We start from the raw sequence: 14,960 nt of genomic DNA, 5'->3' as shown, positions 1-14,960 counted from the left end.
GACACGCCGGTCCCGCCTTTTTTCATCCTTCCGGCAGTGAGAAGAACCGCTCCAATACTGTAAAATCCTGTGTTTTGGTCATCGGCGGCAAGCTGCGAATAAATATCTTTCCGTAGGGTTTGCTCAACAGCCTGGGATCGCAGAGCACCAAAACACCCCGGTCTTTCTCGTCACGAATCAAGCGTCCTGCCCCCTGTTTCAAGGCAATTGCGGCTTGTGGCAATTGATACGCCATGAAGGGATTTCCACCACGCTTGCGTAAGGCATCGATGCGTGCCTGAAGTACCGGATCGCCGGGTGATGCAAATGGCAGTTTATCGATGATTACACAGGAAAGCGCCTCCCCACGCACATCGATACCCTCCCAGAAGCTGGATGTCCCGAGTAATACCGCATTACCGAGCTTACGAAACTGTTCAACCAACTCGGTTCGTGGTGCCGTACCCTGCACCAGCATTGGGTAGCTTAGCTTCTCTTTTAGATAATCAGCTGCCTCCTGCAGTGCCTTGTGACTGGTATATAGCAAAAAGGCACGACCTCCACTTGCCTGCAATATAGGTAGTGAAAGTTCGGATACAGCCCTATTGAACTCTGGGCTGTTGGGTTCCGGCAGATTCTTTGGCACATACCAGACCGCTTGATGCGGGTAATCGAAAGGACTGTCCCAACAATGAGTTTCGGCTTCAGATAATCCAAGCTGCTTTGAAAAATGCTCGAAACTGCCACCTACCGCCAGCGTGGCAGAAGTAAATATCCAGGATGCAGGATGTTCCTGCATGACACCCTGAAATATATCCGCGATCTCCAACGGTGTACGATTCAAACGAAAGCTCTGTCGGTGAGTCTCAAACCAACGGATTGACTCGCTATCATCATTCTGCCGTAGACCGTGCAGTCGTTGGAGTACCGTACTGCAGCGCTCACTACAGCTCTCCAGGCCCTTTCCCCGCCCTTCCACGGTGCGCAGCGATTGCGCCAGTTGGTCGATGGAATCCAGCAATCCGTCAAGATAGGCATTCACCGATGGATTGGCTGCAACTTCAGACCAGGCTCCCCGTCTCTGCTCCAGGCCAAAGGCCAACCGCATATCCCTGGTTGCTTGCTGCAGACGTTCTGCATGTTCCAGTATTTCGGGAGTATCCTTTGCCTCACGGTGATACTCCGCAACGGTATCCCGTGCCAGCTCAAGCAACTGGCGGCCGCTCACACTGTCGCCGAAGAAATTTCCTGCGATATCGGGCAGTTGATGCGCCTCATCGAGGATAAAACAGTCAGCACTGGGCAGAAGTTCCGCAAACCCCTCCTCCTTCAACGCCATGTCTGCACACAACAGATGGTGGTTGATAACCACCAGATCCGCCTCCTGGGCGCGTTTTCTCGCCTCCATGAGATGACAGGTACTATAGGCTGAGCACTCTTGCCCCAGGCAGTTTTCGGTTGTTGAAGTTACATAGGGCCAGATTCCCGCATCCTCAGACACCCGGGTCATCCCGGCTATATCACCGCTTTTGGTTTTGATCGACCACTCACGAATCCACTGCAACTGCTCAACCTGCTCCCTGGTGAGATGCAGCTCTTCATGTAGGGTATTCTCCAGACGGTGGATACAAAGGTAGTTGGCTCGACCCTTCAGTAATGCCGTTGCAACCGGACTCGACAGGCTTTGCCGCACCATGGGCAGATCCCGGTGGTACAGTTGATCCTGGAGGTTTTTGGTACCGGTTGAGATGATTACCTTTTGCCCGGACATCAATGCCGGCACCAGATAGGCGAATGTCTTGCCGGTACCAGTCCCAGCTTCACAGATCAGCACACCTCCCTGATCCATAATCCGGCCGACAGCCTGAGCCATCTCCTGTTGTTGCGGTCGATAGGAAAAACCCTCGATGCGCTTCGCCAACCAGCCATCGGGGTCGAAAATCTCAGCGATATCCGTCATAGAACTGCTGCAGGGAACCAGGGTCTGTTAACTAGGGCCTGTTAACACTAATCCAATACGCCCTGTTGTGCCTGAAAAAGCGCCAATCAAGGCGCGAGGAGAGAGGTTTGGTTATTCCAAATGAGCGACGAGCAACGCCGAGTGGCGCTTTTTCAGGCGCAACCCGAAGGGCTGGGGCTGTTTTTGCGCCCAGCGGCGTTATCATTCGCTCATGTAGCATAATTACACCTCGCTCATTCTGCCTTGCTGGACACAAAAACAGCCCCAGCAGGGCGTATTGGATTAGTGTTAACAGGCCCTAGTCAGCCTGATTATCCCAGACTTCGGGTTCAAAGCCATTTTCCCGGGTCCAGGCAAGGCGTCCGATGATCTTGAAACGCGCCACCGACATAGCGCCACGTTTAGCCCGGTTGCTGCTGCTCTTACCGACATACTCAATAATATCGTCCCGCTCTGCTTCATAGATCTCATAGGGTTCGTAATCCTCATCCATGAGTACCAGCACAACACTGTCCCAATCCTTATCGAGTTTGAGCTGACCAATCCTTTGGCCTGATTTGCTTTCATCGAAGATGGTTCTTGATTTGATCTGAATCAGTTTGTCGCCGCGCTTGGAATCTACCGCATCATAGCCACCCTCACCTGTTGGTTTGGGCTCGAGCTGGAGTAGTTTGATAGCATCATATTCCGCAATTTCATTACTGATACCGGGCAGGGGCTTACCCATGGTGCGACGATACTCAGCGGCCAATACCCGGGCCTGGGCAATCAGTTTGTCGGCGGCATACAGGGTCAAACCTCTGCTCCCTCACTATTCAGGAATGGAATTCTGCTCGGATTGTAGCCTATCTGGCGCCTGTCAAGAAACGCTTAGTGACTGTTGCAGTCACAGATATTCGTTATTTGCCCCCCGTTCGCCAACATGCGTCGTCATGTTATCGGGGTGGGGACTGGTTTTGCATAAGATATCCGATTTGCCCACCCTGTCTGCCCTGCTGTACATCAACACCGGCAATGGTTGCGGCCTCGAAATAAAAATGGATCGATCAGGCAGTGGAGATTTGTTGCCGATCTCCCGCAATCTCTTGCAAAACCTCGCTAAAGACCTTTGGGCGTCCAAAATGATAGCCCTGCGCGAAATCCACCCCCATCTCCTGCAGCGCCTTGCCGATAGAGGCATCACTCACATGTTCGGCAATCACCACTTTATCCATGAAATGAGCGAGTTCCATGATCGAAATAACCATCGCCAAATCGGCTGTGTTCTGGATCATCTCGCGCACGAAGATACCGTCGATCTTCACGTAGTTGACGGGAAAATCCTTGAGATATGAGAAAGAGGCGAAACCTGATCCGAAATCATCCAGATAACAGGAGCACCCCATCGATCTGACATCCTTCATGAAGGCCACCGTATCCTCGATATCTCTGGCGAGAGCCGTTTCAGTGACCTCGAATCCCAGTTGCTCGGCAGGAACGGGTGACTCACTGATACGCTGTTTCAGATAGCGCTTGAACTCGCTGTCGACAACAGACGTGGTCGACAGATTGACTGAGAAACTGATGTCTCCCAGCAGCCTGTCGCCATAGGGTGTAATTGCATCAAAGAAGTGATCTATCACCCAAAGATCAACGGCCCGCATCAGATCATATTGTTCTGCGATTTTGATGAAACGCTGTGGTGGTTGAGGTTCACCCTTGTCATCGAGAATACGTAACAGGATTTCATAGTGAGGCTTCAATCCCGCATCTTGTTTAAGTGGCACGATTGGCTGGGCAAAGAGCACCATTCGATCGTTCGCCAACGCCTCTTGAATAGCTGGAATCGTCTGGATGACCTGCATGTGTTTCTGATAGGCGGTATCGGAAGCCGAATAGAGCCGCGTACAGTTTCTACCACCCTCTTTGGCCATATTACAGGCAGACTTGGCAGCCTGTAACAGTTCACTGGTATCCGCTTGTTGCCGGGCGTTCACCTGTACTACGCCAAGACTGGCTGAAACCGGTATCAGACGACCATCCCAGTTGAAACGATACCCCTCGATTGCACGACGCAATGATTCAGCATTCAGAAATCCCTTATCCAGATCCGCATTCCTCATAAGCAGGGCAAATTCATCATCACCGATACGCGCCACCATGCCATCTTCGGTGAGATAACTGGAGACTATTGATGAAACCGTCTGCAGCAGTTGGTCACCCCCTTTGAAGCCGCACAGATCATTGACCACATGAAACTTGTCCAGGTCAAGCAATATCAGTACGTGCTGCGTCTCGTTGTTTTCTGCCTCAACTGACAACTCACGCAGATGGCGTTCAAATCTGCGGCGATTAAACAGCCCGGTCAGTTCATCGGTGGATGACTCATCCTTGATATGATTGAAACTCGACAACAGTATGCGGTCGATTGCCCTGTCAACAATCGGCTGCACCCGGTCCTGCATGACACTGTAGTTACCACTATCAAGAGATTTCGCCAATTCACAATCAGTGATATCCAATGCCTTCAATCCATCTCCATCCACAAACAGGAAACGGGATGAATCACTGTTTTTCCAAGCCAGAAACAGCATTCGTTCACCTGAACCCACAACCATCCAGGTATCGATCTTGAGGGATTTGATTCTCTCTAATGAGACCTGATCAATTGCCGACACTGCACTGTTATCAGGATTGTTTACCCTGTCGGTAAAAAATTGGGTCAGGTAGTTTTCATCAACCTCTATTCTCTGCTCACAAAACGGCGTCGCTGCATCGCCCCCCCTGATGAGCGCTGTCTGTAGTTCAATAGCAAAATTCCGGCTCTCTTCAGGATATACGGGATAGTCACGAAATCCCTTTCTGATTAGCGAGATCAGATCGCGAATTCGACTTTCGCTCATTTCGTGCGGTGACGATTGGTTGAGGAAAAGTTTCCCCATTATTTCGATGACACGGGAATAAGCCTTCCAGGCCGTGCTCTCTTCACCCTCAATCGCATAGGTCTGCACCAGCAGGTTGATCCATCCATATTGAAACAGTCTTGCTATCGCACCGGTTACCGATTTCCCCAGCAGCTGGTTACCTAAATAAGTTAAGACCTCGCGCTCCGCTGATATAAATTGCTCATCCTTTTCACAGTGCTTGATCGCAAGCAGGCGATTATGATGAAACTGCTCCAACTGGTTATGTTTTAAGGCCTCGAGCGCCTGCGTCACTTCAGAAACCGTATCGAGCTTATTGCAATCTATGGCATCGAGAATCTGTGATATCTGCGCCATATCGCGTATCTGTGTCATCTGATTCCCCGTTGTGAGATAGGGGGCCAGAGACTCTATCGTGGCAAGGAGCTGCCTGATAGGGTGTTTACTGTTTTCCAGTAGTGAAGGGTCATTCACCACTTCCTGAATAATCTGAATCTCCATCCGATTCAGCAGATCTTTCAGGTCTGCCGGTATAAGCGGATCGTTACGGAGTGCTGAGACCAATTCCTCACCGGTCCTGATCGCCGCACTCACCACAGGATCTAGTTTTTGATGATCGGATGGTTGATTCTGCAACTCATGCTCGAGCTGCTTGAGAACGGATGAACCAAATCTCAAGGGGAGGCTATTCAGGGATTCTATAACCCGGTTTTTGTCAATCCATACAACATCCGGACCCAGATCGTCATGCTCATTTTGATGTTTGGCATTGAGTAACGTCGATAGCTGCTGTAAAACCCTGCCCACGTTTGGATGGGATTTCTTTTTCGCTGGATGACTTGTATTGGCGCTTGTCTGATATTCAGAAGTAAAATCGATTCCTTTCTCCTTCAACAGCCCCACGATCTCTTCGTATAAATTATCGAGCCCCTGCAGCACCGTCCTCTGAAAAACGCTCAGGATCAAGTGAAAGCAGCTGATTTCCAAATCGAACCTGTTCAGTGCATGTTTCAGGGCATTGAGCAGACTGATCGGTGAGAGAGGATTGTTCTCATCTTTGATCGTGTATTCTGTCAGGTAGGTGAGCGCCGTTTCTATATGATAGAGGTTAAGCGCCGATTCCGCCTCAATCTCTCTGGCAATATCGTTGATTACAACCCAGTGGTCGATCTCAACCTTCTCCACCAGCTCGAGCTCCTGGTTGACCACTGACGGGGCAGAGGGATTGACGCCAGACAGGCTGGCCAGACCATCAAACGCCTTTTCAATCTGTTTAAGGAAGGCCGCTGAAATCTCTGCTTGTTCCCTTTCCAGGGCTGTCATCATCAGGATCATCGTTGATTCCTGTTGACTGCTCTGGGGTTCATTGGCGCGCGACAGCAAGGCTTCTGTTGATTGAGTGAAAAAAGAACTAAGCAGCGGATTGAGATAATCGACTCTGGAGTGTTTCTATCACAGGCTTCACTGCCGCCTTATCGATAGGGGTCTGTTCGATGTGCTTGTTCTCGCGTTGAGACTGAAGATGGGTATACAGCGCCTCTGCTTCCTGATGATCAATAATGCTGCCACCCACTCCATGATCATGCTTATAGACCAAGGAAATACGTACCTGTCTGGAGGCAACGCTAAGGACCGCATCCATACGATCAGGTTCCGCGATGTAACCATTGGGCAGCAGTTCGTCCAGCCTTTCATCGTCACACTGCAGATAGATACCACCCTCGGAAAAGTTACAAATCCTGCACTCCTCGAAGGTCTGCCCCCGAAAAGCCAGATCTGCCGACAGATCGATCTCCAGCCGTTGATGCCTTCTACGATTATTCATTCATTGGTCCGCTACAAAGGTTACTCCCAGTAGAATAATAACCTTTTGATTTCCAGATTATTCCATTATCGGCGATCGGTTGTAGAGCTTGAAATTATAATGGTGACAATTTGTTAAAAGTGTTAATTCCACCATAACCCTGTAAATCTCATATCAGGGTACAAGGCAGAGCATGTACCGTCTCTTGGACAAGAACACTGAGCGGTCCTAAGGTATGAGAAGCCTCCGAATTGAGTCAGAGGTTTATTCAGCGGTGGAATTGTTGTACCACCATTTCCGGCCACTATAAGTAATTGAATTAAATAGCATAATGGTTGTAACACCTGTTTCCAAGATCTGTTTTTGATATGACGGATAGATATCGGACCTTACTTAGGCCCTGTGATTTCAAACAATGCGGGAGGTTCGTAGTGCATTACACCTGCAGAAGCTACTGTAAAGCCGCTGGAGAGATACAGCAGTGTGGTAGTGACAATCAAATCATCATCCTAGGGCCTGTTAACACTAATTCAATACGCCCTGTTGTGCCTGAAAAAGCGCCAATCAAGGCGCACCCCAAGGGCACTTCCTTCGGGGCGCGAGGAGAGAGGTTTGGTTATTCCAAATGAGCGACGAGCAACGCCGAGTGGCGCTTTTTCAGGCGCAACCCGAAGGGCTGGGGCTGTTTTTGCGCCCAGCGGCGTTATCATTCGCTCATGTAGCATAACTACACCTCGCTCATTCTGCCTTGCTGGACACAAAAACAGCCCCAGCAGGGCGTATTGGATTAGTGTTAACAGGCCCTAGTTGAAAAAACGTTGAAACCAGAGAATTCCGTCTTCCACCACTGATCCAGAACGGGCACAGGCTGCCCGTGATGCCGGACCGCTACCACTAATGAAAGGATATTCAAGGACTTGGGGGCATCCCTCTCCCAGAAGTCCGGTTTCGGGATCGATCGCGAGCATCTCCACACCTACTGGCAGATTCTGCTGTAATGACGTGATGCCTATACCATTCATCAAGCCGGCCCAGATCCGCATGGCGCCGCTGGAACCTGTCAATCCAGTCGGTTGGTTGTCATCGCGTCCGACCCAAACGACCGCGGTATGTTTCTGGTCAAATCCGGCAAACCAACTATCGCGTAAATTATCCGTAGTTCCAGTCTTTCCCGCCACGTCCACTTCACCCGGCAACAGCCACTGGAGCGCCTTGCCTGTACCGCTACGGGTCACTTCGTTAAGTGCATGCCGCAGCAAATAGACTGCCCGGCTATCCACCCTTGACTCAACCGTCAGCGGGTATCGCGAGAGTGGCGTACCCTGCGCATCAGTCACGTCACGGATCGATTTCAGGGTAGCGCCGTATCCGCCATTCGCCAGTGTCTGGTACATCTGCGTCATCTCCAGGGGCGAGAGGGAGACCGCACCCAGAAGCAGCGACGGATAGGAATGGAGCGGACGGCGTATCCCCAGCCTGTAGAGATTGTCGATTATCGATTCAAGTCCGACAGAGAGCCCGAGACGGACCGTTGCCTGATTGAAAGACTCTGTCAGCGCCTGCTCCAGTGTCACCCCCTCATGACTCTGATTATCATAATTCCCAGGGGTCCAGATTTCACCGTTCATTCCCTTGATCTGAATCGGACTGTCATCGAGCGGTGAAAGCAGATGATAGTCTCCTGACTGAGACAGGGCTGTGAGGTAGACGGCGGGTTTGATCAGTGACCCAACCGGTCTTACCGCATCCAGGGCACGATTAAAACCTGCGTAGCGTGGGTTTCTGTCTCCCACAACAGCCAACACCTCTCCTGTCTCCGTATCTGCCAGGGTGAGCGCCCCTTGAAGGGTGCCGGCTTGGATGCCCTGTTTACGCTCCAATTCACTGAGCTGTTGTGACAATGCTTGTTCGGCACGCTGCTGGAACCAGGGATCAAGAGTGGAGAAAATTCTTAAGCCACCGGCACTTAAATCCTCCTCTTGATAATCCCTGCGTAACTGGCGTTTGACCAGATCCATAAATGCCGGACTACCTGAACTGTGCAGGCTGCCCTGCTCTACCCCCAGGGGTTGATCTCTCGCCGAATCTGCCTGTCGCGGGCTGATCACACCCTGATCCGCCATCAGCTGCAGGACCAGACTCCGTCTCTTTTTTGCCTGCTCCGGGTGGCGTCTCGGATCATAGGCCGAAGGCCCTCTGACCAGGGTGACTAGCAGCGCCAGGCGAGGCAGGTCCAACTCATGCAAGGGTCGATTGAAGTAGAAACGACTGGCCAGGGCAAAGCCATGAATTGCCTTTCCCCCTTGCTGTCCCAGATAGATCTCATTTGCATAGGCCTCAAGAATCTCATCCTTGCTGTATCGCAAATCCAGAATCAGAGCCATCGCGATTTCATTGATCTTTCGCCACAGTGTACGTTCCAGGCTGAGGAAGTAGTTCTTCACCAACTGTTGCGTCAGTGTACTGCCACCCTGCACCACACGCTTCGCAGCCAGGTTCGCCCACAGTGCACGCCCGATCGCCATCGGATCGATGCCGATATGCTGATAGAAGCTGCGATCCTCCACCGCAATCAAGCCCGCCACCAGTAAATCAGGCAGCTCCTCTCGTGTCAGCAGAATACGGTCTTCACCTTGTGTCGAGGAGAGACTGCCGATGAGTCTCGGCTCAATACGATAGTAACCGATCGGATCTCCGTTACTCGCCCGCTTCAAAGTACGCACACCCTGCTTATCCAGAACAACTTCCAGATAGTCGCTTGGACGATTGATATCGGGAAAATGAAACGGGCGCGTGCGTATAAGATAGCGTCCGCGATAGCTGGAGTACTCTCCGGGTCGATCGGGATGTTTAACCCGTCGATATCCCAGTCCGTCGAGTGTCTGTTGCAGATGGCTGGTAGACAATAAGGCACCCGGATAGAGGTCCAGGGTTCGGCTGTATACCTTGGCGGGCACATCCCAGCGACGTCCCTGAAAACGATTTTGCACGACCTGGTCGAGATAGAGGAGATATAGAATTACCGCCAGGAGAAGAGTGACTATCCCAAGCAAAAACCATCGTTTCCATCTTTGATTTCTACTCCGATTGGACTTGGTTATTCCCCGTTTTGCACGCTTCTTCGCCATACTCGTTTACAGTTCTACAGACCGGGGCCAATCGCTCGTAATCTGATACGGGCGGCCAACTGCCTATCACATAACCTATTGGAAACCACCGCTTTATATCGCATCCTCATGCTTTAAATTCCTAAAAACCCAATACGTGAATCAAGTCTCAAAAATCTTGGCCGCTATGTTGGTTTGAAATGCACATGATAGCAGGGAGTTGAAACCAGATGCGATCCATAGTTCCGATTATAAATTGGCTGTTGACAATCACACTCATCGCGATTGCCACAATGCTGATGGGTCAGAATGCAATGGCGGATGACATGGAAGAGGATCTGAAACTGCGTAAAAGCCTTGAAAGCCGCATTGAAGCGATATCAAACAACGGCAAACTGTACAAACAGATGGTCAAGGAGGGGCGTGAGAGGACAATATTATGCAATTCCTGCCATGGTAAGGATGGCATAGCAATACAGCCCCTTGCGCCTAACCTGGCCGGACAGAATCCGGTCTATATCGTTGATCAGTTCCAGCGTTTTGGCGATGGCCGTCGTAACGATTATCTGATGAGCAATCTGGCCAAAACCTTCAGCTTCGAAGACAAGATAAAGATCGCCCTCTACTATGGAGACATGCAAATGAAACCCTCTGGCGGAGGCAATAGTTCGCTGCTAGCGGAAGGTGAAAAGATCTTTAAAGACGCCTGCGTCAAATGTCATGGTGAAAATGGACGCGGCCAGGAAGGTTATGCCCGTCTCGCCGGTCAACGCCATGACTATGTCGTTAAAATGCTGAAAGAGTTTCGCGACCGCACCGGCAAGCGAACCAATGTCTGGATGTCCGGTGTTGCTATACGCCTTAGCGACAGTGATATGGACGCGGTGGCAACCTACCTGGCGAATTTGAAATAGGCCCGGTTCATATCCATGTATGGGCTAAGCTTCAGCCATGCCCTATTTATTTGACGCTTCTCTGCAATCATAGGCGCACTTAAACCTCTTTTCCGTCAACGGGAACTGTACTAGACGCAGTTTCAGATAGGCATATAACTCCCCCAGCCAGGCAGGTCCGTTCTCTGTCACTGTTATCTCTCTTTGGCGGAAGTCATACGGAACGATGAGTACTGCTGAGTGTTCCAAGCCCACTTTTGCAACCAGTTTGAAAAGCTCTTCGATATAGCGATTGCCGATTGCCAGACAACCCGCTGACCAAGCACTGCCATGAATAAAGATATTCGAGCCCGGCGCCACCCGGCCCTCTCTGTTCGCATTCAGCCAATCAAATCCGTTCGGATAGTTGAGTTTCATCGACAGATGGAAATGACTATTGGGATTGAGCTCGGTAATGCGATAGAAACCTTCCGGTACCTGCTTATCCCCTTCACGCAGTTTGGGACCCACACCGCCGCTGGCCGCAAAAATGGCATAGTCGTGGATAAACTGCCACTTATCGTGCTGAAAAGCCCACAACTCGAGTCGCCGACTCTCTTTCAATGCAATCAGCTGAATCCGTTGAGGCGGGTAATCGACTCCGGCCTGTTCAAAACGTGCTTTCACGCGCCGCTCCACACTGACACTCAAATGCTCCAGGGCCACTTCGAGCTCGGCATCCTGAGAGGCCCAGGCACTGTTCAACATCAGCACAAGCAGCAGCAGGAGCTTTCTCATGCCTGACCCTGCCTCGCCAGTACACGCTCCACCCATCTGCCATAAATAAGATCGGAGATTTTATGCAACGTCTCAATCCGCTGGTCAATTGAGGTCAGTATAGCCTCGGCTGACTGACTACAATCCGAATCGAGCAACAGATCGCTGCCATATCGCTCTATCCAGTTCTCTACCATTTCCCGGGTCATCTCGAGATGAAATTGCATTCCCAGATGATCGCCCATGACAAATCCCTGCTGATCAAAACAGTTGCTTTTCAACAGATGCCTGCTTTGCCCTGGTAGCGTGTAGGTGTCCGCATGCCAATGAAAGGCAGTGAACTGTTCCGGGATATCCCATAACCAACCGTCACTGCCATGCTCGACCAGCGTCTTTACGGGATGCCAGCCAATCTCCATTCCCCTGCCACGGGTTATCTCGCCTCCCAGTGCCCGACTCATAAGCTGAGCGCCGAAACAGACCCCCATTACGGGTATATCGAGATCGAAGGCCTTGCGGATCAACTGAAGCTCCCCTTCAATCCAGGGCAACTGGTCGTTGACGCTGACACCGGCCCCCATAAAGACCAACGCGGAGACATCATGCGTCTTTTGCGGGATGGGATGATCCTCATCAATGCAGACCATCTCCCAGGGGATGGAGCGCGCCTGCAGATAATCACCCAGATAGCCGGGGTGCTGACAGACGAGATGGCGAAAAATCCGGATTGGCTTCATTCAGACTTCTAATTATGTAGTGACTCAACATCGATTCTAACCCGAATGTCTGTCTCGATTCAGCTTCTGCCCATACCAGATAACGTGACTCGCCTCCAGGTAGGAGGTCATCAAAAGGATAGCAGGTCACCAGCAGCAATCCCTGCCCCCCCTGATCGGACATCAACCATTTCTCCTGCTGATGCACGATTGCAGTAGCGACTACACGATAGATAACTTTACCGCTACCCGGGGTATCCACAACCAAGCGGTCTCCATGCCTCAATTCCTTGAGAAAGTGGAAGTGAGTATCCCTGTGACCGGCTATGAGGCTTGCTCCGGCGCGACCCGGCCGAGCTGTCTGCATGGCCCAGCCCGGCCCGAATGCCAGCGTACGACCGCTGACACCCGCCAGGATATAGCGTTCGACACCCAGCCTGGGCACCTCCAAACGAGCTACCGGCCAGGTATCGGCCCAGGGCCAGGGAGGGATACTATCTTCGTGAGAGACTGTCTCTTCCCAGGCAGCCGCAATCAGTCCCTCCGCCAGCCAGGCCTTTGCCTCAATCCACATCCCCTCTGCAAGCAGGTAAAAAGCGAGCAGGAACAGCGCCTGAGACAATCGGGTGATGGTCAAAACATTACTGATCAAGGTCTTCATTCAGTCAATAGTGAACCTGACCGCCCCCGGGTCTTGAATCGTCCAAGTACGATCCAGAACAGCAGCAGCACACTCCCTGCACACAACAGCAGCGGGGCTGGTGATGCGGTTTGCGGTAACCGACCGAAGACCGACTCAGCATGCCAACCAGCAGGCAGGTTGACCGGCATCATACCCCCCACCAAGCCCTCGTTATGGGGACGGGCAACAGGCTTTTCCACCGCCACAAGACTTGTGTAAGGGGAGACGATTTGATGTTTCAACGCCAGGTCGACCACACGCTGTCGTTTCATCTCCTCAGCCAGCTCATTGTCCGGCAATGCCATCAGGCCTGCTATGCGCTGCCTGGCCCAGAGAGTGTGGATACCCGTTGCCCGACCATTAGCCTGTATCTCAACGCTCTGTTTCCAGGTCTTAGTGCCTCTTCTGCCTTCGAGGGCCAATCTGCCATCGAGCCGTTCTCCCTTAAGGGATATCATCAATGGCTCGCTCAAATAGAGGTCAGGCAATCGTTGCGGTTCCACGTCAATATCGCCGGGACCCTGCCACATAACGCTGATATGACTCATGGCAGGAGACCCGAGTTTCTCAAACAGGCCCTGCATTCGACTTGCCACTTCATTCAAATCACCGATATAAGTAAAACTACCGCGTCCATATTGAGCGGCTCGTTGCATGAAGAGCGTATTCGGCGCCGATCCTATACCCACTGTGAAGAGACGGCTTGCACCCAAGCGTTGCCGTATCAGGTCGAACAACGCCTGCTCATTGCCGACACTACCATCGGTGAGAAACACTATCTGGCGAAGTCGATTCTCTTCGTTCCTGTTATTCAGGGCTTTCTCAAGTGCCGGGTACATCTCCGTACCACCCTCCGCGTGCATGGAGTCGATGAAGCGGAATGCCCGACCCAGTGTGATTTCGCTGGCAGGCCGCGGCGAGGAAAACAGCATCCGACTGCGATTATTGAAGCCGATCAGGTTGAATCGGTCTGTCGGTTGCAAACCGGCTATTGAGAGTCTCAGGGCAGCCTTCGCCTGTTCCATCGACGGGCCATGCATCGAACCTGAATGATCGACGACGAAGATTACGTCACGGTTCAGCCCCATTTCGTAGTGTTCCGGTGCGGGAGGCAGAATCATCAGCAGCGCATACTCTTCATCCTTCCAACGATCGGTGAACAGCACGCTCCTCGGCGCGAATCCCGGCTGGAGTCGCCAACTCAACAGGAAATCCCTGTCTGCGGGCACCTCCCCATCACCCAGCCGCAGATGGACCACGCCCTCACCGTCCACCCTTTGCAACATCGGGTGGTAGTGACTGGTGACGGCCTGCAGTGGCAGACCCGCATCGAGCCTTACCCCCAGAGATACCGGATTGATCGATCCATTGCGGGGATCCATCACCGGCGGTGTGATCTGGCTCGCATCCTCGACCTGATCGGTATCCAATGCCCACCCGGTATGGGTGTGATCTGCCAGGGTGTCTGACGAAAGCGCTTTCCCGGGTATATATCGAGGGGCGATCACCAACGGCAGGCGCAGTTCAAAACGACGCTCCGTATAACGAGCCTGTTGTTGAAATTCGATCACGATCCGAATCTCTTCGCCGGGAGCTATATTGCTTAGGGAAGCAGAGAAAATATTGGCCCGCTGTTGTTTCAGAAGACTTGCGCGTTGACCGTTATCACGGGCCTTCCGATAGATCTTTTTTGCCTCTCCTTTCTCCTCGATCCGCCCCTCGATAACCCGTTCACCGATCTGCATCTGGAGCCGCTCGACTGCCGATGTTTCAGGTAGTGGAAACTGATAAACACCCTCCATCCATGATTGGCTGGGATTCTTAAAAAGGTGCTCAACACGAACCCTGGCCAGCATTCCGTTAACATCGATCTGGACATCGCTTTTTAACAACGGGGCCTGCTGCAGCAGTTGACCATTCAATGATCTCAGCTGTAACTCGGCGGCCGCCTTAGGCTGGCCGTCAGCCGCAGCTTCACTCCAACCAAACACCAGTAAAATCAATAACAATCCACCGGATAATCCTGTAAATACCGCTGCCAGCAAGGTCAATACCAGATCACGAATAAATAACCTGTTGCTGAAACAGTCGGCTCCCGCTTCACCTGCAGGGGTATTAACGGCGCTTTTTTTCAACACACCGCACCTCCCCTCTGATCCG

10 protein-coding genes are annotated in these 14,960 nt (G+C 51.9%); 1 reads left to right on the top strand and 9 read right to left on the bottom strand.

The annotated features are described in order from the left end of the window. Positions 1 to 22: 22 nt before the first annotated feature. The 5 genes from CODIS_RS00690 to mrcB form a co-directional block, all read right to left on the bottom strand. Complete coding sequence (locus CODIS_RS00690; RefSeq protein WP_069120385.1) at positions 23 to 1,939, bottom strand: DNA repair helicase YoaA; 1,917 nt, start codon at positions 1,937 to 1,939, stop codon at positions 23 to 25. A gap of 298 nt (positions 1,940 to 2,237) precedes the next feature. Continuing rightward, positions 2,238 to 2,735, bottom strand: coding sequence for a hypothetical protein (locus CODIS_RS00685; protein WP_069120381.1), 498 nt, complete (start codon positions 2,733 to 2,735; stop codon positions 2,238 to 2,240). A 250-nt stretch (positions 2,736 to 2,985) separates the two neighbouring features. Beyond that, positions 2,986 to 6,225 carry a DUF1631 family protein gene (locus tag CODIS_RS00680; RefSeq protein ID WP_083220459.1) on the bottom strand — a complete coding sequence of 1,080 codons (3,240 nt, stop codon included), beginning with the start codon at positions 6,223 to 6,225 and terminating at the stop codon, positions 2,986 to 2,988. A 28-nt stretch (positions 6,226 to 6,253) separates the two neighbouring features. Then, positions 6,254 to 6,667: a PilZ domain-containing protein gene (locus tag CODIS_RS00675; RefSeq protein WP_069120376.1), complete on the bottom strand. Its 414-nt coding sequence runs from the start codon at positions 6,665 to 6,667 to the stop codon at positions 6,254 to 6,256. 782 nt (positions 6,668 to 7,449) lie between these two features. After that, positions 7,450 to 9,774, bottom strand: coding sequence for a penicillin-binding protein 1B (gene mrcB / locus CODIS_RS00670; RefSeq protein ID WP_069120365.1), 2,325 nt, complete (start codon positions 9,772 to 9,774; stop codon positions 7,450 to 7,452). A 209-nt stretch (positions 9,775 to 9,983) separates the two neighbouring features. Here mrcB and CODIS_RS00665 point away from each other — a divergent pair, with 209 nt between their 5' ends. Further along, positions 9,984 to 10,667, top strand: a complete 684-nt coding sequence (locus tag CODIS_RS00665; RefSeq protein WP_069120362.1) for a c-type cytochrome — start codon at positions 9,984 to 9,986, stop codon at positions 10,665 to 10,667. A gap of 42 nt (positions 10,668 to 10,709) precedes the next feature. On the opposite strand, the gene CODIS_RS00660 is transcribed toward CODIS_RS00665, so the two are convergent. From CODIS_RS00660 to CODIS_RS00645, 4 genes are read right to left on the bottom strand one after another with little or no spacing between them, the layout of a single operon-like run. Continuing rightward, on the bottom strand, positions 10,710 to 11,423 hold the full coding sequence (locus tag CODIS_RS00660; protein ID WP_083220458.1) for a L,D-transpeptidase family protein: 714 nt from the start codon (positions 11,421 to 11,423) through the stop codon (positions 10,710 to 10,712). Continuing rightward, positions 11,420 to 12,139, bottom strand: coding sequence for a type 1 glutamine amidotransferase (locus tag CODIS_RS00655; RefSeq protein WP_069120350.1), 720 nt, complete (start codon positions 12,137 to 12,139; stop codon positions 11,420 to 11,422). Before CODIS_RS00655 ends, CODIS_RS00660 begins: the two co-directional genes overlap by 4 nt. Then, positions 12,081 to 12,779, bottom strand: coding sequence for a class GN sortase (locus CODIS_RS00650; protein WP_069120346.1), 699 nt, complete (start codon positions 12,777 to 12,779; stop codon positions 12,081 to 12,083). The genes CODIS_RS00655 and CODIS_RS00650 overlap by 59 nt, the downstream gene beginning before the upstream one ends. Continuing rightward, positions 12,776 to 14,938 carry a marine proteobacterial sortase target protein gene (locus CODIS_RS00645; protein ID WP_083220457.1) on the bottom strand — a complete coding sequence of 721 codons (2,163 nt, stop codon included), beginning with the start codon at positions 14,936 to 14,938 and terminating at the stop codon, positions 12,776 to 12,778. The genes CODIS_RS00650 and CODIS_RS00645 overlap by 4 nt, the downstream gene beginning before the upstream one ends. Positions 14,939 to 14,960 lie beyond the last annotated feature (22 nt).

This window comes from Candidatus Thiodiazotropha endolucinida (assembly GCF_001715975.1).
GTDB classification, from domain to species: domain Bacteria; phylum Pseudomonadota; class Gammaproteobacteria; order Chromatiales; family Chromatiaceae; genus Thiodiazotropha; species Thiodiazotropha endolucinida.
The sequence above is the reverse complement of the archived record's forward strand: the minus strand, read 5'-3'. Positions and strand labels throughout refer to the sequence as shown.